This is a genomic window from Streptomyces sp. NPDC052016, assembly GCF_044548445.1.
In the GTDB taxonomy this organism is placed as follows: domain Bacteria; phylum Actinomycetota; class Actinomycetes; order Streptomycetales; family Streptomycetaceae; genus Streptomyces.
On the sequence record NZ_JBIUBX010000026.1, the window covers coordinates 130,333 to 154,520 of the forward strand.

21 protein-coding genes and 6 pseudogenes are annotated in these 24,188 nt (G+C 68.5%); 15 read left to right on the forward strand and 12 right to left on the reverse strand.

Annotated elements, in window-relative coordinates:
• Positions 1 to 3: 3 nt before the first annotated feature.
• The 3 genes from ACIHAR_RS29580 to ACIHAR_RS29590 form a co-directional block, all read right to left on the reverse strand.
• Positions 4 to 807: a 2,3-dihydro-2,3-dihydroxybenzoate dehydrogenase gene (locus tag ACIHAR_RS29580; RefSeq protein WP_365465956.1), complete on the reverse strand. Its 804-nt coding sequence runs from the start codon at positions 805 to 807 to the stop codon at positions 4 to 6.
• Between the two features lie 565 nt (positions 808 to 1,372).
• Positions 1,373 to 1,594 carry a helix-turn-helix domain-containing protein gene (locus ACIHAR_RS29585; protein WP_400022611.1) on the reverse strand — a complete coding sequence of 74 codons (222 nt, stop codon included), beginning with the start codon at positions 1,592 to 1,594 and terminating at the stop codon, positions 1,373 to 1,375.
• Complete coding sequence (locus tag ACIHAR_RS29590) at positions 1,594 to 2,079, reverse strand: DUF2975 domain-containing protein (protein ID WP_400022612.1); 486 nt, start codon at positions 2,077 to 2,079, stop codon at positions 1,594 to 1,596. Before ACIHAR_RS29590 ends, ACIHAR_RS29585 begins: the two co-directional genes overlap by 1 nt.
• Positions 2,080 to 2,403: 324 nt before the next feature.
• On the opposite strand from ACIHAR_RS29590, the pseudogene ACIHAR_RS29595 reads away from it, so the two are divergent.
• Positions 2,404 to 2,778: pseudogene (locus ACIHAR_RS29595) on the forward strand (hypothetical protein); the annotation flags it as partial.
• Positions 2,779 to 2,847: 69 nt separating this feature from the next.
• On the opposite strand, the gene ACIHAR_RS29600 reads toward ACIHAR_RS29595, so the two are convergent.
• The 3 genes and pseudogenes from ACIHAR_RS29600 to ACIHAR_RS29610 all read right to left on the reverse strand — a co-directional run.
• Positions 2,848 to 3,417, reverse strand: a complete 570-nt coding sequence (locus ACIHAR_RS29600) for a hypothetical protein (protein WP_400022633.1) — start codon at positions 3,415 to 3,417, stop codon at positions 2,848 to 2,850.
• Between the two features lie 314 nt (positions 3,418 to 3,731).
• Positions 3,732 to 4,472 carry a class I SAM-dependent methyltransferase gene (locus ACIHAR_RS29605; RefSeq protein WP_365465948.1) on the reverse strand — a complete coding sequence of 247 codons (741 nt, stop codon included), beginning with the start codon at positions 4,470 to 4,472 and terminating at the stop codon, positions 3,732 to 3,734.
• Positions 4,473 to 4,583: 111 nt separating this feature from the next.
• Positions 4,584 to 5,558 (reverse strand): annotated as a pseudogene (locus ACIHAR_RS29610) (IS256 family transposase); the annotation flags it as partial.
• A 191-nt stretch (positions 5,559 to 5,749) separates the two neighbouring features.
• Between ACIHAR_RS29610 and ACIHAR_RS29615 the strand changes: the two are divergent.
• From ACIHAR_RS29615 to ACIHAR_RS29650, 8 genes and pseudogenes are all read left to right on the forward strand, one after another.
• Entirely contained in the window at positions 5,750 to 6,139 is a 390-nt protein-coding gene (locus ACIHAR_RS29615; RefSeq protein WP_400022613.1) for a CocE/NonD family hydrolase, read from the forward strand.
• 167 nt (positions 6,140 to 6,306) lie between these two features.
• Complete coding sequence (locus tag ACIHAR_RS29620) at positions 6,307 to 7,089, forward strand: CocE/NonD family hydrolase C-terminal non-catalytic domain-containing protein (protein ID WP_400022629.1); 783 nt, start codon at positions 6,307 to 6,309, stop codon at positions 7,087 to 7,089.
• 326 nt (positions 7,090 to 7,415) lie between these two features.
• Positions 7,416 to 7,865 carry a hypothetical protein gene (locus ACIHAR_RS29625; RefSeq protein ID WP_365465946.1) on the forward strand — a complete coding sequence of 150 codons (450 nt, stop codon included), beginning with the start codon at positions 7,416 to 7,418 and terminating at the stop codon, positions 7,863 to 7,865.
• On the forward strand, positions 7,862 to 9,250 hold the full coding sequence (locus tag ACIHAR_RS29630; protein ID WP_400022614.1) for a hypothetical protein: 1,389 nt from the start codon (positions 7,862 to 7,864) through the stop codon (positions 9,248 to 9,250). The genes ACIHAR_RS29625 and ACIHAR_RS29630 overlap by 4 nt, the downstream gene beginning before the upstream one ends.
• The gene (locus ACIHAR_RS29635) at positions 9,250 to 9,561 is read left to right on the forward strand and encodes a hypothetical protein (RefSeq protein ID WP_400022615.1); all 312 of its coding nucleotides are present in this window, start codon (positions 9,250 to 9,252) and stop codon (positions 9,559 to 9,561) included. The genes ACIHAR_RS29630 and ACIHAR_RS29635 overlap by 1 nt, the downstream gene beginning before the upstream one ends.
• Before the next feature lie 969 nt (positions 9,562 to 10,530).
• Positions 10,531 to 11,535: pseudogene (locus tag ACIHAR_RS29640) on the forward strand (IS5 family transposase).
• 129 nt (positions 11,536 to 11,664) lie between these two features.
• Positions 11,665 to 12,777, forward strand: a pseudogene (locus ACIHAR_RS29645) (IS701 family transposase).
• 217 nt (positions 12,778 to 12,994) lie between these two features.
• A complete protein-coding gene (locus ACIHAR_RS29650; RefSeq protein ID WP_400022616.1) occupies positions 12,995 to 13,834 on the forward strand; it encodes a phosphatase PAP2 family protein in 840 nt (279 codons plus the stop codon).
• 314 nt (positions 13,835 to 14,148) lie between these two features.
• On the opposite strand, the gene ACIHAR_RS29655 is transcribed toward ACIHAR_RS29650, so the two are convergent.
• The 3 genes from ACIHAR_RS29655 to ACIHAR_RS29665 all read right to left on the reverse strand — a co-directional run bounded on the left by ACIHAR_RS29655 (position 14,149) and on the right by ACIHAR_RS29665 (position 17,486).
• Positions 14,149 to 15,048 carry a methyltransferase gene (locus ACIHAR_RS29655; protein ID WP_400022617.1) on the reverse strand — a complete coding sequence of 300 codons (900 nt, stop codon included), beginning with the start codon at positions 15,046 to 15,048 and terminating at the stop codon, positions 14,149 to 14,151.
• 286 nt (positions 15,049 to 15,334) lie between these two features.
• Positions 15,335 to 16,165: a hypothetical protein gene (locus ACIHAR_RS29660; RefSeq protein ID WP_400022618.1), complete on the reverse strand. Its 831-nt coding sequence runs from the start codon at positions 16,163 to 16,165 to the stop codon at positions 15,335 to 15,337.
• Positions 16,166 to 16,595: 430 nt separating this feature from the next.
• Positions 16,596 to 17,486 carry a phosphotransferase gene (locus tag ACIHAR_RS29665; protein ID WP_400022619.1) on the reverse strand — a complete coding sequence of 297 codons (891 nt, stop codon included), beginning with the start codon at positions 17,484 to 17,486 and terminating at the stop codon, positions 16,596 to 16,598.
• A gap of 810 nt (positions 17,487 to 18,296) precedes the next feature.
• Here ACIHAR_RS29665 and ACIHAR_RS29670 point away from each other — a divergent pair.
• Positions 18,297 to 19,664 carry an NUDIX hydrolase gene (locus ACIHAR_RS29670; protein ID WP_400022620.1) on the forward strand — a complete coding sequence of 456 codons (1,368 nt, stop codon included), beginning with the start codon at positions 18,297 to 18,299 and terminating at the stop codon, positions 19,662 to 19,664.
• Positions 19,612 to 19,857 (forward strand): hypothetical protein, encoded by a 246-nt coding sequence (locus ACIHAR_RS29675; RefSeq protein ID WP_400022630.1) that lies wholly within the window; start codon positions 19,612 to 19,614, stop codon positions 19,855 to 19,857. Before ACIHAR_RS29670 ends, ACIHAR_RS29675 begins: the two co-directional genes overlap by 53 nt.
• 513 nt (positions 19,858 to 20,370) lie before the next feature.
• Here the strand turns inward: ACIHAR_RS29675 and ACIHAR_RS29680 are convergent.
• Entirely contained in the window at positions 20,371 to 21,381 is a 1,011-nt protein-coding gene (locus ACIHAR_RS29680; protein ID WP_400022631.1) for a LacI family DNA-binding transcriptional regulator, read from the reverse strand.
• Between the two features lie 371 nt (positions 21,382 to 21,752).
• Between ACIHAR_RS29680 and ACIHAR_RS29685 the strand changes: the two genes are divergently transcribed.
• Positions 21,753 to 22,718 (forward strand): glycoside hydrolase family 6 protein, encoded by a 966-nt coding sequence (locus tag ACIHAR_RS29685; protein WP_400022621.1) that lies wholly within the window; start codon positions 21,753 to 21,755, stop codon positions 22,716 to 22,718.
• A 225-nt stretch (positions 22,719 to 22,943) separates the two neighbouring features.
• Here ACIHAR_RS29685 and ACIHAR_RS29690 read toward each other — a convergent pair whose 3' ends face one another.
• A complete protein-coding gene (locus ACIHAR_RS29690; RefSeq protein WP_400022622.1) occupies positions 22,944 to 23,153 on the reverse strand; it encodes a DUF6207 family protein in 210 nt (69 codons plus the stop codon).
• Positions 23,154 to 23,236: 83 nt separating this feature from the next.
• On the opposite strand from ACIHAR_RS29690, the gene ACIHAR_RS29695 reads away from it, so the two are divergent.
• The 3 genes and pseudogenes from ACIHAR_RS29695 to ACIHAR_RS29705 all read left to right on the forward strand — a co-directional run bounded on the left by ACIHAR_RS29695 (position 23,237) and on the right by ACIHAR_RS29705 (position 24,125).
• The gene (locus tag ACIHAR_RS29695) at positions 23,237 to 23,392 is read left to right on the forward strand and encodes a hypothetical protein (protein ID WP_400022634.1); all 156 of its coding nucleotides are present in this window, start codon (positions 23,237 to 23,239) and stop codon (positions 23,390 to 23,392) included.
• Positions 23,353 to 23,807 (forward strand): annotated as a pseudogene (locus tag ACIHAR_RS29700) (transposase); the annotation flags it as partial. The gene ACIHAR_RS29695 and the pseudogene ACIHAR_RS29700, both read left to right, overlap by 40 nt.
• 87 nt (positions 23,808 to 23,894) lie before the next feature.
• A complete protein-coding gene (locus ACIHAR_RS29705) occupies positions 23,895 to 24,125 on the forward strand; it encodes a hypothetical protein (RefSeq protein ID WP_400022623.1) in 231 nt (76 codons plus the stop codon).
• Here the strand turns inward: ACIHAR_RS29705 and ACIHAR_RS29710 are convergent.
• Positions 24,104 to 24,188: pseudogene (locus tag ACIHAR_RS29710) on the reverse strand (IS5/IS1182 family transposase); the annotation flags it as partial. The gene ACIHAR_RS29705 and the pseudogene ACIHAR_RS29710 overlap by 22 nt on opposite strands.

Below are 24,188 nucleotides of genomic sequence, written 5' to 3' on the forward strand. Positions count from 1 at the left end.
GGTTCAGGCCCGCAAGGTGGCGCCGCCGTCGACGTACAGGTCGTGCATGGTGATGTGACGCGCGCGGTCGGACACGAGGAAGGCGACCGCCTCGGCGATGTCGCAGGGATCGGCGAGCCGGCCGAGCGGGATGCCGGTGCGGTGCGTCGCGAGGTCTCCCTCGACGACGCGGCGCGCGGCGGCCGCCGGGTCCTGGTTCTCGTGGTCGGTCCACAGGGCGCGCTGCATGTCGGTCAGAGTCGAGCCGGGGGAGACCGTGTTGCAGCGGACGCCCCGCGAGGCCACCTCCAGGCCCAGGCATTTGGTGAACATCACGGCGGCGGACTTGGAGGCGGCGTAGGCGGACAGGCCCGCGCGGGGGATGCCGGCCGCGTTCGAGGCCACCGTAACGATGCTGCCGCGGCCACGCTCGGCCATGCGGCGGGCGGCCGACCGTGAGACGTGGAAGACGCCGCTGGTGTTGACGGCGAAGGTGGCCGCCCAGTCCTCGTCCGACAGGTCCACGGCCTGGGAACTCCGAAGGATTCCGGCGACGTTGACCGCTATGTCCATCGCACCGAGCGCGCGCTCGGCCTCGGTCTCTGCCACGAGGGCTTCGACGGCTCCGGCGTCCGTGACGTCGAGCGGGCGGGCGGTGACCTGCTCGCCGTAGGTTCCGGCGAGCGCCTCCACGCCCTCGGGGTCCAGGTCGGTGGCGAGTACCCGGGCGCCGCGTTCCACCAGCACCGTCACCACCGCCTTGCCGATGCCCCTGCCCGCGCCCGTCACGAGGGCGAGCCGTCCGGAGAGTTCAGGGTCAGCACTCACGTGACCATCGCCTTTGGGAAGTCGTCGAGCAACGGGGCCGCCGCCTCCACACCTCGCCCCGGCGCGTCCACGTGACGCCGTCCGGCACGGTCACGCGCTTGTCGGGCTCGGCGTTCAGCTGCCGACAGGCAGGCTTTTCGGCCGGCTCGTCGAGGAGGTCGGCGCATCAGCCGGTCGAAGGCAAGGTGCCGATGTAGGGCGCCGATGAACAGCCGGCCGGCTCGTCGAGCTCCTCGAATGTTCTCCTCGCTGATCGGCGTCGAGTGGCTCTCGCCCTTCTCGCTCGGGCACGCCGAGCCGCTCGAAACCGACCTCCTTGAGGATATCGCCGATGACCACGCTCTGCCGCCTGACTGCCCTGCCGTTCGCCGAGCAGCGGCCACGGACGCGTCGCCGGCGGGCAGGTCATCTGGTCGGTCTTCTCGCCTGCGTCGAGTTGGGCCAGGACCAGGCGGAGCCGGTGCCGGCCGAGCGATCAGGGCGAAGCCCTGGCTGCCCGCCCGACGACGAACCCCGCCCTTCCGCGCCGGAAGGACGGGGTTCGTCGTCGGGGAGGTCACGTTCGTCATCCGCCCGCGGCGTCCTCAGCCTCCCAGCGCAGCAGGTCGCCCGGCTGGCACTCGAGCACCTCGCAGAGCGCGGCGAGCGTCGTGAAGCGCACCGCCTTGGCGCGGCCGTTCTTGAGCACCGCCAGGTTGGCCGGGGTGATCCCTACGCGCTCCGCGAGCTCGCCCACGGACATCTTCCGCCTGGCCAGCATCACGTCGATGTCGATGGCGATCGGCATCAGATGACCTCGTCCAACTCGGCCTGCATGCGCGCCGCTTCGACGTCGCGGGCGACGGCCTGGGCGAGCAGCATCCGCAGCAGGAGCACGATGAGCGCGACCCCGAGGATGGCCACGCCGACCCCGCCCATGATGACGGTGACGCCCGGGTCCTCCCGCTGGCCCGGCGCATTGATGCCCGTGACCGCGAACCACAGCAGGGCAGCCGCAAAGATCGCGCCGATCACGCCGTCCACGTACCGGAAGGCGGCGTTTGAGAACACGGTTCCGCGTCGCACCATCGTCACCAGCCGCCCTACGCAGACCACGGTGACCTGGACCGACACCATACCCAGGATCGTGATCACGCGCAGCGGGGTCAGCGGGAGCGACCCGTCCTCCGGGTCGGTGGCCAACGCCCACACCATCCCTGCCTGTACGAACACGGTGCCGACGAGTACCACCACGAGCACGGCGCACAGCGCACGCACTGCCAGCTTTCCCACAGCCCCTCCTTCCATTGAGTTACGATGGAAATCTATCGAGATTCGATAGGTTGATCAAGGGCTGGAGTGGAGGTCGGCGGCGGTTTCGCCCGTCGGCCTTGTCCACCCAGCCCGTCGCCAGCTGCGAATCCTTGCTGGAGCACCCGATGCAGTAGTTGGCTGCGGGTGAGCCGGGCCGCTGCCGCCGGGGTAGGTGCCGCATCCAGAACCGCCGGGCGTGATTGGAATCGAGGCCCAGCGTGCCGGAACCGTGAAGAAGCCGGTCTGACCTGAGGGATCACAGTCCCGGAACGGCGGCAGGATTCCACCTCACACAGCGGGCCCTTGCGCTTCCGTACTCGGCCTCACTGCTTAGCCATTAGATCTACCTCACGGCAGACGGCCGATGCCGTCCTCTGGCGTTCGTCCTCACCCCCGGACAGGCCGGGGACGCGCCTGTCTTCACCAAATGTGATGGCCCGTCTGCGTGTTCCTCGCCTCCACGGACGGCCGCGCAGCACCCCGGACATGCTGCTGGCTGACAAGGCGTATTCCTTCCGCGCCATCTGCCAGTACCTGCGCAGGCGCGGCATCTGCACGGTCATCCCGGTTCCGGCTGACCAGCGCGCTCACCGCCTACGTCGAGGGAGCCGGGGAGGCAGGCCACCCGCCTTCGACCGCGCGGCGTACCAGCAGCGCAACACTGTCGAGTGGTGCATCAATCGCTTGAAGCGGTGGCGTGGCATCGCCACGGGCTATGAGAAGACCGCGACCATCTACCTGGCCGGTCTACGTCGCCGGCTTCTTTCTTTGGTCTGTCAGGCCCACGGCTCCGGAGCAGGAGCGGACCGCATCGTCCCAGGCACCGGGACTGCGGTAGTGGTTCTTGTGCCCCGCGGCGAGTACGTGGCGCAGTTCGGCAAGGTGCTGGGTGTCCGTGGGGAGGTCCAGCTGGTCGAGGAGGGCCAGTGCGGCACGCGGTTCCAGGTCGCCGTAGATGTCGTGGAAACCCGCCCGAAGACCCCGGCAGAGGGCTGAATGCAGGGCGGGAAGCCGTACGGCGGTGCGGTGCGTCGGCTCCTTCACCGTCCAGCGCACCGGGCCTGAACACTCCAGAACCCGACGGGCTCGGCGGAGTCGGGCTTCCGATTGCTCGGCCACCACTCGGTCGATGTCATTGCCAAGGACCTCGGCGAAGGCCGTCGCGGAAGTGGTGTGGTCCTCGAACCAGTCCACCCACAGCGAGTAGGTGACGGCTTCGGCGTCCCGGTCCGCCTCCAGCCGCTGACGGTAGCCGTTCCACAGCTGTCGGCCAGCAGGGGACCGTCCGTGCTCTCGTACGCGAACCGCATCTCGCACGTGACCCAGTAGTCGTCGAGGAGGTCCAGCAGCCCGAAGGCCAACCGCAGCTGGTCGGCTGCTTCCAGGTCTTCGGCGAACACATCGCCAGCCCAGGAATGCGCCACTTGGGGTGGTGAGCAGCACGTCCGGCCTCTCGCCGCTCACCCACCCGTCGCGCCGCCTGGCGAACGCCCTGATCAACAAGTCAACGCCGTGCCGCCTCCGCAGCTTGCATCTCCATGCGGGAAGTATGACAAGCCTCGCGAGATCCGAACGAAGCAGCCTAATCCTGCCCGGCGAGGGGATGCCTTCACGTCTCGGCGCGGCGGAACTTACGGTTTGTGGGTTACCCAGAGCAGTTCCGCCGGCCAGCGGTGTGCCCAGTCGGGTGGGTCGGTTTCGTTGTAGCCGTTGGGTGTTCCGAGTTCGGGCCGCGGCTCGATGAGGTCGTCGATGATGAGACCCGCGCCGCGCAGGACCTTTACCCAGTCGCCGTAGGTGAGTTGATAGCTGGTCGCGCCGTCGTCTTCGGCGATGGTGTTCAGCCCGAAGTAGTCCTGCTGCAGCGTCGTGGTCACGCGGCTGGCGGCTTCGTCGTAGCAGGCTTCGAACCATGGGCTGGCGACGTTGAACACCAGGCGCCCGCCTCGGCCCAAGACGCGTGCGGCCTGCGGGACGGCCAGGTGCGGGGGCGCCCAGCTGAGCCCACCGAAGTCGCAGAACACCAGGTCGAAGCTGTCGGCGGCGAAGGGGAGTTGTTCGGCGGCACCTTGTACTAGCGGGTAGCGGGCCGCTCCCATCGCGCGGGCCGCTGCGGCGAGTTGGGCTTCGGACAGGTCGAGCCCGACCACGGTGGCGCCCTCGGCGGCGAGCGCCCTGGACCACTGGCCGGCGCCGCAGCCGAGTTCGAGGACGCGCTTGCCGGTGACGTCGCCCAGGGCGTGCAGGTGCGCGTCGGGGATGGAGTACATGCCCCACAGCCGTGGTGTGGCGCCGATTTGCGGATCGTGCTCGTGCTGGTAGGCGCTGCTGATCTTGTTCCAGAGCCGCCGGTTGGCGGGGATGCTGTCCACGTGCCGACTCCAGCATTGCCTGCCGGGGGCGGTCAACACGATTAGGGCACTGGCCGGCCCTCGCCTCGGTCCGGGGGTCTCTCAAATGAACGGTGTAACCGAGGTGTTGGGTTACTGACGGGCTGCTGAGAGTCGGCCGTCGAAGGTGATGTCGAAGGCGTTCAATGCGGTCTTCCAGCGCATGGTCCAGCGGGCCTGGCCCTTGCCCGTGGGATCGAGGGACGTGATCGCCATGTAGACGCACTTCAACGCGGCTTGGTCGTTGGGGAAGTGGCCGCGAGCCTTGACCGCTCGCCGGATCCGCGCGTTCACCGACTCGATCGCGTTGGTGGTGCAGACGATGCGGCGGATCTCGGTGTCGACTCGCAGGAACGGAGTGAACTCCTCCCAGGCGTTCTCCCACAGTTTCACGATCGCCGGATACTTCCTGTCCCAGGCGTCGGCGAACTCGGCGAACCGCTCCAGGGCGGCTTCCTCGGTCGGCGCGGTGTAGATGGGCTTGAGGAGGCGGGCGATCTTGCCCCAGTCCTGGCGGGCGGCATAGCGGAAGGAGTTCCGCAGCAGGTGCACCACACCGGTCTGCACGATCGTCCTCGGCCAGACCGTCTCCACCGCCTCGGGCAGGCCCTTGAGCCCGTCGCAGACCAGCAACAGCACGTCACTCACGCCGCGGTTCTTGATCTCGGTGAGAATGCGCAGCCAGTGCTTGTCGCCCTCGCCGCCGTCGCCCGCCCACAGGCCCAGGATCTCGCGCCGGCCCTCGCCGGTGACGGCCAGGGCCACGTAGATCGGCCGGTTGGCGACCGCGCCGTCGCGGATCTTCACGTGGATGGCGTCGATGAAGACCACCGGATAGACGGCGTCGAGAGGCCGGCTCTGCCACTCGGCCATGCCCTCCAGGACCTTGTCGGTGATGGTGGAGATGGTCTGGCGGGAGACCTCGGCCAGGTGGGCCTGGACCTCACCGGTGGTCAAACCCTTCGCGGCCAGTGAGATGACCATCTCGTCGACACCGGTCAGGCGCTTCTGCCGCTTCTTGACGATCTTCGCATCGAAGGAGCCGTCCCGGTCGCGGGGCACGGCTATCCGGGCGCCCGGTACGGGATCCTGAGCGGGTTCGAGCCCGGGACGCGCACGCTGGAGGCGCACTTCCAGATCGCGCCGCCGTTCAAGCCGCTGCCCGTCGACATCGTCCTCGACAAGGACGTACCGGTAACACCCTCCGTGACGGTGTCACGATCCACGTCGACGTCTTCCGTCCCGCCGGGGCGGAAAAGGTGCCGGTCATCGTGGCGTGGAGCCCGTACGGAAAGGGCCAGGGAACGTCCGCCAGCGTGATGAACATCTTCGGCATGGTCGGGCTGGACAACGGCATCGTCTCGGGTCTGGCGAAGTTCGAGGGTCCCGACCCGGCGTACTGGTGCGCGCAGGGCTACGCGATCTGCAACCCGGACATCCGGGGCGTGGTGGACTCCGAGGGCGACAGCGTCGTGTGGGACCGGCAGGAGGGCCGGGACTGCTATGACCTGATCGAGTGGCTGGGCGTCCAGGACTGGTGCACGGGCAAGGTAGGGATGAGCGGAACGTCGTATCTCGCCGTCTCGCAGTGGTTCACCGCGGCCGAGCAGCCGCCGCACCTGGCGGCGATCAACCCGTGGGAGGCGTGAGCGACGTCTACCGCGACCTGGTGCTGCGCGGCGGCAGGCCCGACACCGGCTTCGCCGAGCAACTCCAGAACAACAGCTACTAGGGCCGCGGCCAGAGGGAGGAGTGGCTGCGCATCCACAACAGCCAGGAATGGCCCGACTACTACGACGAGGCGAACACGGAGGACCTGCGCCGGTTCTTCGACCACTTCCTCAAGGGCGAGGACAACGGGTGGGACCAGACGCCACGCGTGCGCTACTCGCTCCTCGACCTCGAAGGCGGCGACCGGGTGAACATCCCGGCGGACCAGTTCCCGCCGGCGGATGTTCAGCTGACGAAGTACTACCTCGACGGCCGCTCACACACCCTGGGGACGACAGCGCCCCCCGACGAGGCGACGGCCGGCTACACCGTAGGGGCCAACCCGGACGTGGTGTCGTTCGTGACGCGCTTCGACCAGGAGACCACGCTGGTCGGATACCCGAAGGCACACCTGTGGGTCGAGGCGAAGGGCCATGACGACATGGACCTGTTCATCCTCGTCCAGAAGCTCGACGCATACGGAACGCCGCTGCAGCAGTTCACCGTGCCCAACCAGGGCGCACTGATCCAGGACGTCACCGAGCGGGGCGCCTCGATCCTGCGGTACAAGCGTTCCGACGGACGACTGCACATCTCGATGCGCCACCTCGACGAGAAGCTGTCCACCGAGGCAATCCCCGCCCACAGCTTCGACCGGGTCGAGAAGCTGTCACCTGGCGAAGTCGTCGACGCCGAGATCGACCTGCTCCCCGTCGGGCTCACCTTCTACCCGGGCGAGCAACTGCGCCTCGTCATCAGCGGCCGGTCGCTCTTGGGCACGACGATGCCCGGAAACCGCGAGCACACCCCCGCCAACAAGGGACAGCACATCGTCCACACGGGAGGGGAGCGCGCCTCCTACCTGCAGATTCCGGTAAAGCCCGCGTGACCTGCGGGTCCCGTCGGACAGCGGGAATCCGTCAGAGCATCCAACGCGGTGAACGATCAGCAGGAATGCGAGGCGGCTGGGCGCGCGACCGTACCTCGTCGATCGTAGGCGCATCCAGGTCCTGAGCGCGCCTTCGACACACACGGGAACCGGGGGACTGGGAGCCCACACGCGCTTCTGTGCGTTCTCTGCTCTCCGAGTTGTGCCCGGCTTGCCAAGACGGTGTGTGAACCGGCCCTCAGGCGGAGTGGCGAGGTTTTGGCGTACCTCTGTCCAGTGGCATGATCGATTGGCTGTTCGAGACAACGAGTTGGAGGGGGACAAGGTTGTCTTTCGATGAAGAGTGGGCCCAGTTGAAGGCTGACGCCCTGACGCGTCAGCAGACCGGCATGCAGATCGACCAGCTGCCGGCAGACGGTGGCGGAGGGTCTGGTATCCCAGCCGCCGGTTCCTTGGTGGCCAAGGCCGAATCGATCAACGGAAACGCGAATCTGCTGATCGAGATCGCGGGCTTCCTCCAGGAGGGCCGTCCCGACGCCGAGCTGACCACCATGGCCCGGGAGCCGCGGACGCCCGAAGACGTGGCCAAGCAGGTGGCGCGCTTCGCCGGCTTTGCCGATGACCAGTACCTGGACGCGGTCGCCCTGTTCGCGGCGCTCTCCACTCGCCTGAGGACAACCGGCGGCGACTTCGTGAAGATCGATGACGACACGGCTCAACGCTTCCTCGACGATGTTCTCGAGTACGGTCAGTACGTCGCCCCGGAGGCTCGATGAGCAGCGGCATAAGCCACCGCAAGGACATCGAGTTCCTGGAAAGCTGCAACCCGACCCTGGTCGAACGGAACGCGGACGAGTTCAAGCGCCTGCACGACATGCTCGTGTCTGTCGACCCCTCCGCCGAACGGGCGGAGAAGCACACGCAGTGGAAGAGCAAGGGCAGTCAGCACTACGAGGCCCGGCTCGCCGAAGGGCGCAAACTCATCGCGCAGCTCGCGGAAGGCTATGCCACGGCCGCCAGCGCCCTGAGCAGCTACGCGTTCGCGCTGGAGGTCGCCAAGGCCCACTACTCCCATGGCAAGGCGAACGAGCGATTGCTCGCGAACCTGATCCACACCAAGGGCACAGCGATCACCCGTGAAGCCCAGGAGGCGGAGCCGATGCGCCAGTGGGAGGACATGCGAGCCACCACCGGCGTCATGGACTTCTTCGCTGAACTGACCATGGACGTGGACGACATCCGCGACGACGCGAACCGGTTGCACGACGCCGCCGGCGGGGACTTCTACCTGGCCAAGACCACGGAGCACGAGGCGCGGGAGATCTGCGTGCACGAGCTCAAGCAGGCCTACGACCTGCTGCCGGACTTCCGGATGGGTTTCATCCAGCGTGTCGACATCGTTTCCGCGATAGCGGAGCTGCGGCAAGAGGCGGCCGAGGCGCGTTCGAACCCGTTGACGCGGCTGCCCGGAAGCGGTCCCAAGCAGGACTACTACCCCCTCGCAGGGGACGACATCGTGTCCCCGACCTTGCGGGACATCCGCCTCCAGGTCGCCAACCTACCTGGAGCGCAAGACAGCTACTGGAGCCCGCCGTCCAATGCCCAGGAGCGGGCCGAGTGGATTGCGGCGAACAAGGAGATCATCAAGGCTGCCGCGCGGAACTCGGGGCTGCCGCCGGACATGGTTGCCGGTATCGCGTGGCAGGAGATCGGCGGACAGCCCGGCATTCTGGACGACATGACCGACACCATCCGCGAGCAGGCGGACTCTCCCCTGAGTCCGATCGCCCCTGAGAGCCTGCCGTGGCGCCTCGGCGGTGACCCCGACAACACGTCCATGGGCCCCATCGCCATCCAGGTGCGACGCGGCGCCGAGGTCCTCGGTTATGACCCCGAGCACCTCACCGACCAGCAACGCGGCATGGTGGAAACAGCACTGCAGGACCCAGCACAGAACATCTTCATCGCCTCGGAGTACTTGGCCCAGCTCAAGGCGGAGAGCGAGTTCGCCAACGTACCGGCCGAGGAAATGACGTGGGTCCAGTACCAGGAGCTTGCCGCACGCTACAACGGCGGCCCGTACTGGGAGAGCGACGACGCCCAGGCCTACGGACGTGGGTTCACGAACAATCTGGACGAGGCAAGGAACGCACTGCGCTGATGACCAGTCCTTCCCATGTGAACGACGACCGCGGCTGCCTCCGCCTGGTCCTCGCCGTACCGCTCGCCCTGCTTACCCTCATTGCCGCGTACTTCTGCTGGACGGCGTTGACCATCCGTCCGTCCGGCACCTGGGACGACGACGCGTACGCCGGAATCGTTCTGTCGTGCGTCCTCACCATCGGGGCGGCCGGTGCCGCGGCCGCGTTGTGGCTGGTGCCGTCGGTGCGGCGGGCCGTGCCGTGGTGGTGGATATCTCCGGCTCTGTTGCTGGGGGCGGTTGCGGGAGTGCGATGGGCCGTGGGCGGTTAGGACCACGATCACCATCGCTCTCATTCACCCGGGTATGTGTTACATCCGTCGTGTCTTGCGAGACGAAGTTCCCGGCCTACTTCGAGTAGACACCGTTCTTCGGCGAGTGGTCCTGCAACCGGCTGCACGAATTTCGGCTTGACGACGACGGGAACTAATCAAGATCAACGACTTCCTGTCGAACCTGAGCTTCAAGTCCCGATGGACATGAAGTTCGCCCCCGACGCGGCGATGTACCTGCTGGAGTGGGGAAACGATATGCAGGAAGTGCGGTGCGCGGATGCGCCGTTGGCCTCGTTCTTGTTCCCGGTGTCCTTGCCGGTCGGGAGCGGGGGGATGCGGCCGCGGACGCTGCCGAGCTGGCCGTGGAGACAGGACTGCTCGGGTGGGTGGGGCGAGGAGTCATGAGCGTTGTGCGGCTGGTATTGCGCGCGGTCGATTGACCGCCCCGTGCAGACGCCCCCCGAGGGCTTTGCCGCTGTCCGTCCGCGTTGCCCGGCCGGCTGTCCGCGGGCGTTGTGTCTCCCGGCTGCCGCGCCTGAGCCGTGGGCGGTGAGGACACCACGGGTGTGCCCGTTCGGTTTGGGTCCGCCAGCAGACACCGATACGACTAAATCGGCACCAAAAACCGGGACCTTGGCCAAGTAGGTGCGAGCCACTTCCAAGGCATCCTGAGTGGCCGCCGGCCGCAGATCCCACTACGGATGCCAGAAGCCGTTGTGTTACACGTCGAACAGCACACCATGGGTCGGCGAATCCAGCCGCTCCGCCAACTCCACCGCGTCGCCATCCCGTCAGTGACATCGGCATCCTCAGCATGGGAGGCTGCGATTACTCGGGTGAATGTGGTGCGGTTGTGATGCGGCGCGGCGGCACCATGTCCAGCGTTCCCGCTAGGGCGCGTATCGGGTCGTGATCAATCTGTCGATTCGCCCTCGTGGTGAGGTCTGCATTGGTAGATCTTCTTCCGTGACGCGAGTGCAACTGAAGAATGGGGAGCGGGAGTTCATAGGGCCGTACCTGCCGATCGGCGAGTACGGCCCGTATCCCGAGCGGTTACGGCAGCAGTTCGAGGGTGTGATCTGGCGGTTCAAGACCGGCGGGGCAGTGGCGGGAGATGCCGAGGGAGTTCGGTGCCTGGTCGACCGTCCACAACCGCTTCCGGCAGTGGCGTGACGCCGGTGTCTTCGAGGCCCTGCTGGAGGGCCTGATCGCGGAAGCGGCGAACCGGGGCGAGGTGGACCTGTTCCTGGTCAGCATCGACTCCACCACCGCGCGTGCTCACCTCGACGCGGCCGGGATGCACCTGGGCGAGGAGGTCCTCGGCGCACTGGAGAAGGCTGCCGCCGAGGCGGAGAAGGCAGGTCAAAAGGGGCAGTCTCAAAGAACAAGACGGACGGGAAGCCGAGATCGATCCCAAGCGGGAGGAGCGACGACGCATCCGGCGCCGACGCAGACTCCGGCTGAAAGCCGCCCTCCTGGGACGCTCCAGAGGCGGCCAGACCAGCAAGATCCACCTCGCCACCGACCGCAAGTGCCGCCCGCTGGCGTTCGTCCTGACCGCGGGCCAGGCCGCGGACAGCCCGCAGTTCATCCCCGTGCTGGGGAAGATACGGGTCCGCGGTCCCCTCGGCCGCCCCCGCACCCGGCCGGACGCGGTCGCCGGGGACAAGGCCTACTCCTCCTGCGCTCAACGGGGCCCACCTGCGGAAACGCCGCATCAAGGCAGTCATCCCGGAGAAGAGAGACCAGGCCGCCAACCGGAAGAAGAAGGGCTCCGCGGGCGGCCGGCCGGTCAGCCACGACGCAGACCTCTACGAGGAGAGGAACACCGTCGCGCGCCTGATCAACAAGCTCAAGGCCTGGCGAGGCATCGCCACCCGATACGACAAGACCCCGGACAGCTACCTCGCCGGCCTCCACCTGCGCGCCTCGATGACCTGGATCAAGGACCTCACCCGGACCACCAATTGATCACGACTCGATACGCGCCCTCGTAGTGCTTCGTTACGTTGAGTGATCTCGGCTGTTCGTGGGCAGCTGCCTGGGGTGAGGTTGGGGGAAGTGGACCGACTGCGGGGCGAGTGCTGTCTGCGGGGCCTGATGCCGGACGGGCGTCGGAAGTCGATCCAGCCGATGGCCGAGCGTCTACCGGACGGGAACATGCAGGCCCTGCAGCAGTTCGTGAGCCAGTCGTCGTGGGATCCGCTGCCGGTCAGGCAGCGGATCGCCGGGTGGCTGTCCGGAGTTGTCGGGCCCAATGTGTGGGTGATCGACGACGTGTCGTTCCCCAAGTGGGGCAAGGCGTCGGTCGGGGTGGCCCGCCAGTACTGCGGAGCGATCGGCAAACGGGCGAACTGCCAGGTCGCGGTGAGTGTCCATGCCGCCACCGACACCGCCTCGTGTCCGCCTGAGTGGCAGTTGTCTGCCGCGTGAGTGGACGGACGAGCCGGACCGATGCCGCAGGGCAGGAGTCCCCGACGAGGTGGTGCACCGGGAGAAGTGGCGTCTCGCGCTCGGCCTGCTGGACACACTTGCCGAGTGACAGGTGAAGGCGCCGGTCGTGGTCGCCGACGCCGGCTACGGCGTCAGCACCCCGTTCCGGCTCGGTCTCGAGGAGCGAGGGCTGTCCTATGTCCTGGCCCTGAACAGGAAGGAAGTCGCCCACCCGGAGGATGTCGAGCCGCACCGGCCTGCCTATGGCGGGCTCGGACCGCCACCCTTCCCCGCTACCGCACCCCGCCGTGAGCCGTCTGCGTCCTCGCAGCGGAGGCGGGTGCGGAGCGGTTCACCGAGGTGACCTGGAGGCAGGGCAGCAAAAGCGCGATGACCTCACGGTTCGCGGTGCTGACAGTGCGGCCCGCGGGCAAGCAGCCCCTGGCCGCAGCCCAGGAGGCGGGCGGTGGCCGCAACCGGTGGGACGGCGTCCTGCCCGTCCAGACACTCCTCGTCGAATGGCCGGACGGCCAGGACACTCCGACGGACTACTGGATATCGAACCTGCCCGCGACCACACCGGCCGCTGACCTGGTGCGGTGGGCCAAGATGCGCTGGCGGATCGAGCATGATTACCGCGAGCTCAAGCGTGGCCTCGGACTGGACCATTCCGAGGGCCGCACCTGGCCCGGCTGGCACCACCACGTCACCCTCGTGACCGCCGCCCAGGCATTCCTCACCCTCAGGCGGCTCGACCCGAAAGTCCGCACACCGGCCTGACCCTCTACCAGGTCCTCAACGTTCTTCAGGACCTGCTGAGGTGCTGGACCGGTACCTGCACCACCTGCGGACGCCCCCTGCCCAGCCCTCGGAGCAGTCACAGACAGCCCACAACTTGACGAAGCACTACTAGCCACCGTGACAGCGACACACTCCCCGCATCTGCGGGTTCCGGCACGGAGAGTGTCATCCATTCACGGAGCGTAACGTATATGGAGTGGGAACCGAACGAACACTCACGCGTCTGATCGGGCTGTGGGCCGGGCTGGACCGTGAGCCGGAGCGGCCGGCACACATCGATTTGCCGAAGATGAGCCAGCACCGCATCGTGCTGCTTGCCGCGACGCTCGCCTTCTATCTGGCGATCGTCCGGGGTGTGGTGATCACCTCATGGCTGGTCCGGCTCGGCTGGCAGCTGATGTTCTTCCGGCCGTACCAGCAGTGGCCCCAGATCCACGCCTTCGCCGACTACTACGTGGTGCTCGGCCAGCGCGGCCCGACCGCGGTGATGGTCGCCGCAGGGCTGGGCTGGCGCTCGTGGCGGCAGCGCGTCTTCCGTCCGCTGTCGACCCTCGGTGTCTCGCTGGTGCCGCTGAACGTCACCGTCGGCGCCGCCAAGATCGGCATGGGGCGGCTCGGCCCGCACAACGCGACCGTGATCGGCTCGAACGAGATGGGCCTGGGGGCCGATATCTTCCCCAGCGGCCACACCGCCAACGCCGTGGTGACCTGGGGCATCCTCGCGTATCTGGGTTCGACGCCCAGAGTGCGGCGCTGGCTTTCTGCCCTGTCGGCGGCGATGGCGCTCGGCGTCGGCCTCACCACCGTCTACCTCGGTACCCACTGGCTCAGCGACGTCCTACTCGGCTGGGCCGCGGGGCTGCTGATCCTGCTGGCGCTGCCGTGGTTCGAGCCGCTGATCGACCACGCCGAGGTATGGATCCTCGACCGGCACGGCCGGTTGCGCGCCTGGTGGCGTGCCCGGGACGGACACCGCGCGCCCGCGCCGGCCGGTTCGCCCGTGGTGCTGGCGCGGCGTTCCCCGGCCGCGGAATAGGCCCCGGCGCGACACGGTCTCCCGTCGGTGGCACCCTCGCCCGGCGCGCCGGTCCCCACCTGCCGGGCCCGCGCACGGCCCGGCACGGAGCGCACGCCGGTCACGTACGTCGGTAGTCCGAGGCCACCGCGGGCCCGCGGCATGCCGCGCGGGACGGCCTCGGCGGCCCCCGGCCCCTTACAGGCGGCTGAGCGGCACGCACACCCCAATCGCCCTCCATACGAATGCCCGGCTCCTGAGCAGGAGCCGGGCATTCGTCGACGGCAGGCTGCCGCATCAGCCCTTGCAATATCTGGTCGCTGCTGCAACCGGACTCATCGACGCACTTGCCCAGACCGGCCTGACCGCGAGGGCATCAGGCCGGCAGGGTCCGTAACCGGCGGCTGGCGCCGGGTAACTTCATCATCTGGGTGGAGGTTCGGCAGCGGAGAGCGGCTCACCCTGATCTTCGACTGGCCGTGGGGCCGCTTCTCCCAGTCGTCCATGAAGGTCCCGTGCAGGCCGTGCTTGCGGGCCAGAGACAAGAGGGTCTCGGTGCGGTAGTAGAAGTCCTCGGAGAGCACCTGGTGTTCCGTACCTTCGGTGCGGTCGAAGGTGAAGTCGAAGAACCCCTTGTCGGTCAAGACGCGGCCGACGTGGGCAAGGCACTCCTCGATCACCTCCAGCGGCGAGTGGGAGAAGACGCTGTGCGCGTGCACGACGTCGAAGTGGTCGCCGGGCAGGAAGTCAAGGGTGAGGTCGCCGGTGATGGTCAGGTGCGGCAGCTTGGTCTGGAGCCCACGGTCGACGAGGGTTTTCTTGGCGGCGATCAGGATGTCCGGCGAGATGTCGATGCCGTAGTAGTTCCCGGTGTCGAGGTAGTCGATGAAGCGCCAGCCGCCGCGCAGGTTGCCGCAGCCGATGTCGAGCATCCGGTACTCGGGGCGCACCCCGTGCTCAATGAGGTAGTCGAACTGCATCTGCCCAAGTGCGAGCCAGCCCTCGTGGGTCTGGCTGCCGACCGCCGCCTCCGGGTTGCGGCGGGTGTCGGAGGCCATGACCGCGCGGTAGTAGCTGACGTGGTCGGGGTGCCTGAGGCTCAGCCAGGTGTCACGGGTGGCGCGGCGGAGGTATGGGGCGACGCGGCCGGGGTGGGTCAGCGCGTAGCCGACCTTGTGGGTGAGGGTGGAACGGTTGCGCAGCAGCTTCTTGGGGGACTTCGCGTCCTGGGCCATGGCGGTGACCTCCGTATAGGCGTCCCCGATGCGGGGAGCAGCTTCTGATAGGGGGTGAAAACGTGCGGGTGACCGACCGAGCACCGTCCCGGGTGGGCCGTCGGCCAATGTAGAGGGCCACGCCACGCGGCACGCGCCACCATGTGCGCAAGGGCCGTCCAAGGGCCTGGGCCTGTCTTTCCGGATCAACCGGTGGCTGCGGGTGCGGCACGCGCTTTCGCGGCATTGGTCTCCGGTCACTGAATCCGCGGTCGAACATACTCGCGCAGGGGTAGCCTTCTTGCCCCTATTTGATGGGTATCGCTGGACGGTGACGGGCGGCGGTGGCATGGTCGGGGGTGATCGGCTTGACGGCCGCGGCCTCCTTGCTCGGGTAGGTGTAGGAGGCGCCTTCCAGGCGGATCTGCTGCGGGGGCTTGGCCCGCGCGGTGCCGCGGGCCGTGGTCATGGTGCGGACCTCGTCGATGAAGTCGTAGTAGTCGGAGAGGTAGAGGCCGTGGTGGAACATGACCGTCGAGTACCGGATGATCGAGTTCAGGGCGCGGCCGGCGGTCTGTGAGGCGACGACCGCGGTGTCCGCGACCGCTGTCGTCATGGCCCCGGCGAGGACCAGGCCGGCGAGCGAGGCCCACATGCCGAGGGTGAACAGGCCGCCGAGCGAGGCGGCCAGCAGCGTGATTCGCAGATAGGGGCGCGCCCCGGCGACCTCCCGCATCTCGACCCGGTCACACATGGACCGGTACCAGAAGTGCAGGTAGCCCCGCATGGTGTTGGCGCGGAGCTCGTCGGCGAGCTCGGCCGTCGTCAGCCACCAGCGCATCATGCCGCGGACGTTGCGGGCGGAGATGGTCTGGTCGTGGACGCGGTAGTCGACCCGGGCGGCGATCACGCCTCCGAGTCCGCGGGGGACGACGGACAGCAGCAGCACGCCCAGGAGCAGGGGGTGCAAGGTGGTGAGTACCACGGCCGCGGAGGCGAGCTGGACGAGTCCGTTGGTGAGGGTCTTCGCGTCGTCGGCGAGGTCGACGGCTCGCAGGGCGCCGATCTCCGCCGCCTGGCTCCGGTCGCCGAACCCTTCGGCGCCGTAGGCGGCGAGTTCAGGCGTCGGGTCGCCCAATCCGCGAGGATCCACGTGGCCGCGCTGGTGGCCATCGCGACGACGGCGACGGTCAGTGCCGGCCACGCGTGGGCCAGGCCCTGGCGGGGGTCGTCGACCATCAACTGCGGCAGGGCCTTCGCGACGGCGGTGAGCATCAGGGCCGTGCCGATGCCAGACAGCAGCTGGCACACGACGATCGTCAGGGCCATGCGCCGGTTGACGTTCCAGGCCAGGCGGGCCGTCTGGGTCAGGGCCGCGGGGATGCGGCGGGCCATGTCCCACGAGGTGGCGTCGTCCATCGCGCGCCGGTGTTTGCGCCCGTTGTAGTCGAGCTCCGGCGGCGCCAAGGGCTGCGGAACGCCTGTCCGCGCGGCCGGAAGGGACGCCGCCTCACCGACCCTGTGTGCTGCGTCGACGGCCGGGGACTCGGTCCGGTTGTGCGGTGCGGTCATGCGAACACCCCCGCCGTCAGCCGGTCCAGGGTGCGCCGTCCGCGTGCGGTGACGTGGGGGTCGTCGAGTTTCGGTCCCCAGACCAGGCAGCTCACCGCGTCGATCGCCGCGAGGCACTTCAAGGCGTGCTGCTCCTCGACGGTGAGGTTGCGGCCGTAGCCCTGAAGGCACGCGGCCCGCAGGTCCGGCCGATCGGTCCAGGTGGAGCAGGCCATCAGCACGAAGTCCTGCACGGCGGTCGCGGCCCGGGAGCGCTCGAAGTCGATCCATCCGGCCTGCTGCCGGACGGTCGACCACATGAGGTTGCGGTCCCACGCGTCGCCGTGGATGTACGCGAGCGGCAGCGGCGGCAGGTTCCGCAGCTCCTCGGCCAGCTGACGCACGAGCTTCTGCTCCGGCGCGGTCAGCAGGCCCCCGGCCGCCGCCAGGTGAACCTCGGCGCCGTCGGCCGCGGCCTGCAGCGCCTGCTCCGCCTCGGCTCGTCGACGACCGGACAGATCGCCGGCCGCGTGGAGGCGAGCCAGCAGGGCGCCGCCGTGCCGGTGCGCGCGGGCTTCCTCCACGGGCGAGAGCTCCAGCTGCTTGAGCGGCCGTCCTGGGACGGCGGTCAGCAGCAGTGCCAGATCCTCCGCGCTCGAGGCGCGCAGTTGCGGCGCACCGCCGGCGCCGAGGGCCGGTGCGGCAATTCGGAGCGTGAGCGTCTCGCGCTCGTACATCACGGCCTTGGGGGAGATCTTCAGGTAGAAGCGGAGCGCCCCGGGCAGGTCGAGCCTCCAGACGCGGGAATCCTCGCGCGGATGGCTGACGTCCTTTACGGCGGGACGGGCGCCGAGTGCCCGGCTGGCCCACGCGAACAGTGCAGTGGGCGGAGTGGTCGGATTGGTCATGCCCCCCACCCCGATGACGGTCGTGATGCTGCGGCGAACAGGACGCGGCGGACGTCGACGGGCCGCCGGAACGCGAGAGCCTCGGCGGCCGCAGCAGGAGGGTTCTCGCGAACAGGGTGAAGGGTGACCAAACGGACGGGATTCATGGTTTCTCCTCGGTTCGGAACGGGGGCAGAGCACCCGGACAACGCACCTGATCACAGGGCCGCTACGGGCAGCCGCGGGCGACGAGTCGAGTGAAGGTTCGACGCAGGGGCGCGGACGGCAGGCGCCGTCTGCGTCGGCGACTCCTCTCGCTTGATTCGATTCACACGTACGGGGAAGGCGGCGGGACGGCCGCCCGAGCGGCGGATTGCATGACGCGTCGACAGGACCCGTTTCCTTCGGTGTGGTGTGGCTGTGCTCTGCGGACGGACCCTCGCCCACGCCACTGACAATCCGCGGCCACCGGCACCGTGATCCGGTCATCCCCGGCCTCCCCTGCCGCCCACCGCCACCCGCGTAGCGGAGTGCTCTGACCTGCGGTGGTGATGGGAGAAAGGATTCTTGAACTCTCCGGGTCGGCACGGAATCCGGCGCCCGCGAGAGTGGCTCGATCTGGTTCGCGGCCGGGTGAGCACCCGGAGCGTCCCGCCCCTGGGCGGCCGCGTCGGCGGCTAGCATCGGCACCTTCGACGCGGCTGGCGCACGTCCGGGTGGTGTTCTCGCGATCTGTGCCCGCGCCCGCAGATCGGCCGCTACGTTCGAACGCGCCGTCCCCCGCTGCACCCCCTGTGGAGCTGCGCCGCGCACGAGGTCACCAGGAGAGCCATGACCGTTCCCGCCCCGCACCTCCAGGACCTCGTCACCGGCTACCTGCGCGGGCACCCCGACGAGCAGCCGCTGCTCCCGCCGCTTCTAGACCGTCTCGCTGCCGGCGACAACGTTACCGACCGCCAGCAGTTCGACGGCCACGTGACCACCTCCGGCATCGTCATCAACGACGCCGACGACGTCCTGCTCATCCACCACCTCGCCTCCGGCCGCTGGATCCAGCCTGGTGGCCACCTGGAGAGCTCGGACCGCACGCTCGGGGAGGCGGTCCGCCGCGAGATCGCCGAGGAGACCGGCGTCACCGGGCTGGAGACGTTCGGCGACGGCACGCCCGTGCACATCGACGTCCACATGATTGAGGCCCGGCCGGACAAGGGCGAGCCCGCCCACGTCCACTACGACGCCTGCTACCTGTTCCGTGCCCGCGGACCGCTCTCACTGACCCTGCAGGCCGAAGAGGTCGGCGCGGCGCGGTGGCGGCCGGCGTCGGAACTCGGCGACCCCGTCCTGCGGGCCCGGGTACTGTCGAGCCTGGGCCGGCCGCGTGAGGACCGCCCGGCGGACGTGGACCCGTACTGCGCCCTCGTGGTGATCACGGACCTGGCCGCGACCAAGGTGCTGATGCACCTGCGCGATGACAAACCAGGCATTTGGGCGCTGAGCACCTGGGCGCCGCTGAGCGGCGGCGCCGAACCCGACGACACCGGCCCGCACGCCACCGCCCGCCGGGAGCTGAGCGAGGAGATCGGCCTGGAGGACGTCCGGCTGATGCACCTGTTCTCCACCCACACCGACGGCTACCCGCGGCACGTCTTCCACGGCGTCTGGGACGGGGACCCCGGCACGCTGACTCTCACCGAAGGCCGCAAGCTTGCCTTCATCCCGCGCGGCGACTTCGACCAGGTCCCGATCCATCCGGCCACGCGCCAGGACACCGACCAGTGTCCTGGAGCTCATCACCCCACGCAACCGCCCTGCGGCTACGCCACCTTGGCCCTGATCGCCAACCGGCGCGGGCAGCTCCTGATGCATCTGCGCGGCGACAGCCCAGGAACCTGCTGGCCGGACACCTGGTCACCCAACGGCGGCAAACCCGAAGCCGCCGATACCGGCCCGCGCGGCACCATCTGTCGCGAAGTCCACGAAGAGGTGGGCCTCGACGAAGCCGCCGTCAGCCTCTCGCACCTGGCTGGCCAACTACCCTGCCGTCGGCCTGAGTTCCGCCGCCCGTGCGGGCCCACGCCAACTCGGCGCCCAACCCGGCGACAACATCCTCGAGATCTGTGCCGGCACCGGGTACAACGCCGCACTTCTGGCCGAGCTCGTCGGCGGCGGGAAGGTCACCACGGTCGACATCGACTTTGACGTTGCCCTGCACGCCCGTACCGCCCTCAACGCGGCCGGCTACGAGCGCGTCAAGCACATCGCGGGCCACCATGCCTACGCGCGGTCCCTGGCCGAACTGGGCCGCGGATTCTGCCCACGCTGCGGAAGCCAGCTCGTCTCCGTCGCCGAAGGCTCCGACATCATCATGGTGACCGCCGGCCGGTGTGACTGAGGAGAAATCCGTCGGACTGTGGGACGGTCGGGGCGACGCGCCCGAAGACCTTGTCGGCCGCTTCCGCGAACCAGCGGATCGACTCGATCGCCGCGGGCACGTCGCCCGTGCTCGAGCATCATCGCGACGACGGACGGCACCGACGCGCAGGACAGGGGCAGTGGCTTTGCCGGGGTTGTCCTTGATGGTCACGGCCTGGTCTGTGTACGCGTTCTCGATCTTGATGCCGGGGAGGAACGCCTCCCGGGGCACTGTCCGCATGGCCCGTTCGACGTCCCCGTGGCGCACGCCGCGCGCCACGATCGCCGGGTACGCACGGGCCCGGGACCTCGCCGCGGCGCCGACCTCCAGTTTGCCCATGCCGCTTCGGGCGATGGCGCTCGGCGCTGGAGGCGCTTCCGTCAGGCGTCGGCGGTCCATTAACTCGCCCAAGGGTGTGAAGCAGTGAGCGGCAATCAGCCGGGGCCGTGTCTTGCGTTCATGCTCGACTTCGTGCTCGTCAGTTCAGGACCGTCAGGCGCTTGAGCGGGTGACCAGGCGCGTGGGCAGGATCAACGGGGTGGGGTCGTGTCCGTTGATGACCGCGACGAGCATGCGCGCCATCTCACGTCCGAGAGCCGTTATGGGCTGATGGACGGTGGTGAGGGGCGGATCAGCGACCTGGGCGACGGTCAGGTCGTCGAAACCCACCACAGCGATGTCGGCGGGGACCGCCCGGCCGGCCGCGCGCAACGTGCGCAACGCCCCCGCTGCCATGTTGTCGTTGGCTGCGATGATTCCGTCCAGATCGGGGTGCTGCTTCAGCAGGACGGCCGTGGCGGCGGCTCCGCTGGGCTCGGTGAAGTCCCCCTCCTGCGGCGGCAACGGATCGAGGCCAGCCCCCAACAAGGCGTCCCGGTAGCCGCGGTACCGGGCGCGTCCGGCCTCGATGTCCAGACGCCCGCAGATCGCAGCCACGCGAGTCCGGCCGCGCGAAATCAGGTACTCGGTCGCCTCGCGCGCTCCGCCGACGTTGTCGACGTCCACATACCACCGGGGAGCTACACCGACGGGGCGTCCCCCGAACACGACGGGCATCTCCGCCTCTTCGGCCATACCGGCCAGCGGATCGCCCTCGCGCAGGGCCATCAGCAGGACACCGTCGGCACCCTTGCACCGGAGCAACTCCTCCACCCGCTTGCGACCCCGGTCGGAAGCGGCCAGGCACAACATCAGATGCAGATCGGCGTCCTCCAGAGCGGTCGACGCCCCCACGATCACCTGAGCGAAGAACGGATCCGCGAAGATCGACGGATCCTCTCCCGAGACGACCAAGGCGGCCGCTCCCGTCTGCCGCGTGGCCAGAGCACGGGCGGTCGGATTGGGCACATAACCGAGTTGCCGGACGGCCCGTTCAACCGCCTCCCGTTTGGCAATGCTGACATGCGGAGCGTTGTTGAGGGCACGGGAGGCCACGGAACGGGAGACCCCGGCGCGTTCGGCCACCTCCTCGAGCGTCGGCTGCCGACGCGGCGCAACTGTCATGACCACGAGCCTTTCCCTCATGACCGGACGGGAAGCGTCTCACCCCGGACCATGACGCTGCCACCCTGGGAGACGTCGTGAGACAGACAAGGAGACCTCGACCTCCGCCAGCCTGGGACCCAGTCTGGGATCGCTTCCAGTTTCCTGACCCATGAGGCTTGTTCTCGCCATACGAGCATGGTGCATCGACCCTTGACAGCTCAACTACGGCGCAACACCATGCCCGAAGCCACCCCAACGATTTTCCAGTGCTTTGGGACCGCTTCCAGTGGGAGCGCTCCCAAGATCAGGTAGCAACACCGCTCTTGCTCAGGTCGCACGCTCGGGACCAGAGGGTGCGACGGACCCCTGCCAGGAAATCGAGGTCAGTCATGCGCCGCAGACTCCGCGCCTTGGCCGCAGCGCTCTTCGCCCTGCCGCTGGCGTTCGCCTTCGCACCGTCCGCCCACGCGGCCGACCCCACCACCATGACCAGTGGGTTCTATGTGGACCCCGACTCCAGCGCGAAGAGGTGGGTCGCCGCCAACCCCCGCGACGGCCGGGCGCCCGCGATCAACTCCTCCATCGCCAACACCCCGATGGCCCGCTGGTTCGGCTCCTGGAGCGGCACCATCGGCACCGCCACGGGCGGGTACGTGGGAGCGGCGGACCAGGTCGACAAGCTGCCCCTCCTCGTCGCCTACAACATCTACAACCGCGACTACTGCGGCGGGCACTCCGCGGGCGGAGCCGCTTCGCCGTCCGCCTACAGGAGCTGGATCGCCCAGTTCGCTGGTGGGATCGCCAACCGCCCGGCCGTCGTCATCCTGGAACCGGACTCCCTCGGGGACTACGGCTGCATGACCCAAGCTCAGATCGACGAACGCGAGGGGATGCTCACCGGCGCCCTAGCCGAGTTCAGCCGCCAGGCCCCCAACACCTGGGTGTATCTCGACGCCGGCAACCCGGGCTGGGCGAACGCGGCGACCATGGCCCGGCGCCTCCACGAAGCCGGCCTGCGGCAGGCGCACGGCTTCTCGCTCAACGTCTCCAATTACTTCACCACCGCCGAGAACACCGCCTACGGCAACGCCGTCAACAGGGAGCTGGGCGCCCGCTACGGCTACACCAAGCCGTTCGTCGTGGACAGCAGCCGCAATGGCAACGGCTCCAACGGCCAGTGGTGCAACCCCTCCGGCCGCCGTATCGGCACCGCCCCCCAGCTGGGCGGAGGCGCCGAGATGCTCTTGTGGATCAAGGTTCCGGGCGAGTCCGACGGCAACTGCGGCGTCGGAGGCGGCTCCTCGGCTGGGCAGTTCCTCCCCGAGGTCGCCTACAAGATGATCTACGGATACTGATCCCGGACTGCCGTGCCCTGGTACGCTCTGACCCACCATCAGGCCACGGCACCGCCCGCCACGCCCGGCCGAGTCGACCGCCCACCTCTTCCGCACAGCGGTCGACAATCGGCCGGGCTATGGGCATTCCCGCGGTGATCGAGTCGCTCCCGCCGGTGCCACCGCGCAGACCCCACGCCGCAGACGCCGTGCACGCGCGCTCCCGGGGCAGGCTGCGTAGTTGGGTTACGTGTCGGGGGTCTGGCGCAGGTCTAGGAAGCAGCGCAGCCGTACACCGGGCTTGCCGAGCTCCCGAGTCGTACGGTCCGCCAGCGCAATGGCGCACCGCGCGGCGAGTAACTCCTGTACCGCGAAGGTGGTCTCGGCATCGGCGGCCGCAACCTCCACGACGGCCAGGCCCGGCGCTGCCACGTGCGCTTCGTTGATCTGCTTCATGCCCGGCACCACGCGTTGGCGCCCGCTCAGGTTCTCCTGCCGGCAGGTCTTCACCCGACCGGGTAAGGAGTGTCGAATCAACGGTGGATCTGATGATCAAGGAGACACGTCTGATGACGGAGACCGCCGTGGAGAACGAGCAGGCCGAGCCGGTGGTTCAGGCACCGCCGAGTGCGGGGCGGATGGACAGCTCGTTGCGATGCTGGTTGACCGGGCCCGGAACGAAGGGCTGCAGCTGACGGGCGAGGGCGGGCTGTTGCAGTAGCTGACCAAGCGAGTGCTGGAGTCCGTCCTGGAGGGCGAGATCACCGACCACGTCGGCACGAGAAGCACGACCCGGCCGGGAAGAACAACGGCAACAGCCGCAACGGCACCCGGGCGAAGACCGTACTGACCGAGGTCGGCCCGGTGGAGGTGAAGGTGCCACGCGACACCGCCCGCACCTTCGAGCCGCAGATCGTCAAGAAGCGGCAGCGCTGCCTGACCGGCGCCGACGAGATGGTGCTGTCGCTCTCGGCGAAGGGCCTCACCCACGGAGAGGTCTCCGCGCACCTCGCCGAGGTCTACGGGGCGGAGGTGCCCAAACAGACCATCTCCACCATCACCGACAAGGTCATGGACGGCATGGCCGAGTGGCAGAACAGGCCGTTCGACGCCGCTTGACTTCTATCGGTGGTTGCGAACGCCCCGGATGGAGAGCGTTCGGATGCCGAAGTAGCCCCCAACAAGATGCCGAGCTCGGTGAAGAAGTGGTACTTCGAGTTGCTCAGGGAGGGCTACAAGGGTGCGGCGGCGGCCCGGGTGGTGGGGGTCTCCGCCAGCTGTGGTTCGAACTGGTTCATCGAAGCTGGGAGCATGATCGTCCCCGACGCCGGCCCGATATCGCCACGCTTCCTGACCCAGAACGACCGCATCGCCATCGCCGACGGACTCCGGCCTAAGACGCCGTTTCAGTTGGTGAGTCGGCGGTAGCTGATGAGGGCTGCGGCGATGCCGACGAAGGCCAGGAAGTGCTCGGCCTTTCGCTCGTAACGG

Bases quoted from the DNA above. Each gene is read 5' to 3' on its own strand.
- ACIHAR_RS29690 (WP_400022622.1), bottom strand. From the start codon at position 23,153: ATGAAGCAGATCAACGAAGCGCACGTGGCAGCGCCGGGCCTGGCCGTC.
- ACIHAR_RS29630 (WP_400022614.1), top strand. From the start codon at position 7,862: ATGAGCAGCGGCATAAGCCACCGCAAGGACATCGAGTTCCTGGAAAGC.
- ACIHAR_RS29670 (WP_400022620.1), top strand. From the start codon at position 18,297: ATGACCGTTCCCGCCCCGCACCTCCAGGACCTCGTCACCGGCTACCTG.
- ACIHAR_RS29680 (WP_400022631.1), bottom strand. From the start codon at position 21,381: ATGACAGTTGCGCCGCGTCGGCAGCCGACGCTCGAGGAGGTGGCCGAA.
- ACIHAR_RS29635 (WP_400022615.1), top strand. From the start codon at position 9,250: ATGACCAGTCCTTCCCATGTGAACGACGACCGCGGCTGCCTCCGCCTG.
- ACIHAR_RS29685 (WP_400022621.1), top strand. From the start codon at position 21,753: ATGCGCCGCAGACTCCGCGCCTTGGCCGCAGCGCTCTTCGCCCTGCCG.
- ACIHAR_RS29585 (WP_400022611.1), bottom strand. From the start codon at position 1,594: ATGCCGATCGCCATCGACATCGACGTGATGCTGGCCAGGCGGAAGATG.
- ACIHAR_RS29655 (WP_400022617.1), bottom strand. From the start codon at position 15,048: ATGGCCCAGGACGCGAAGTCCCCCAAGAAGCTGCTGCGCAACCGTTCC.
- ACIHAR_RS29665 (WP_400022619.1), bottom strand. From the start codon at position 17,486: ATGACCAATCCGACCACTCCGCCCACTGCACTGTTCGCGTGGGCCAGC.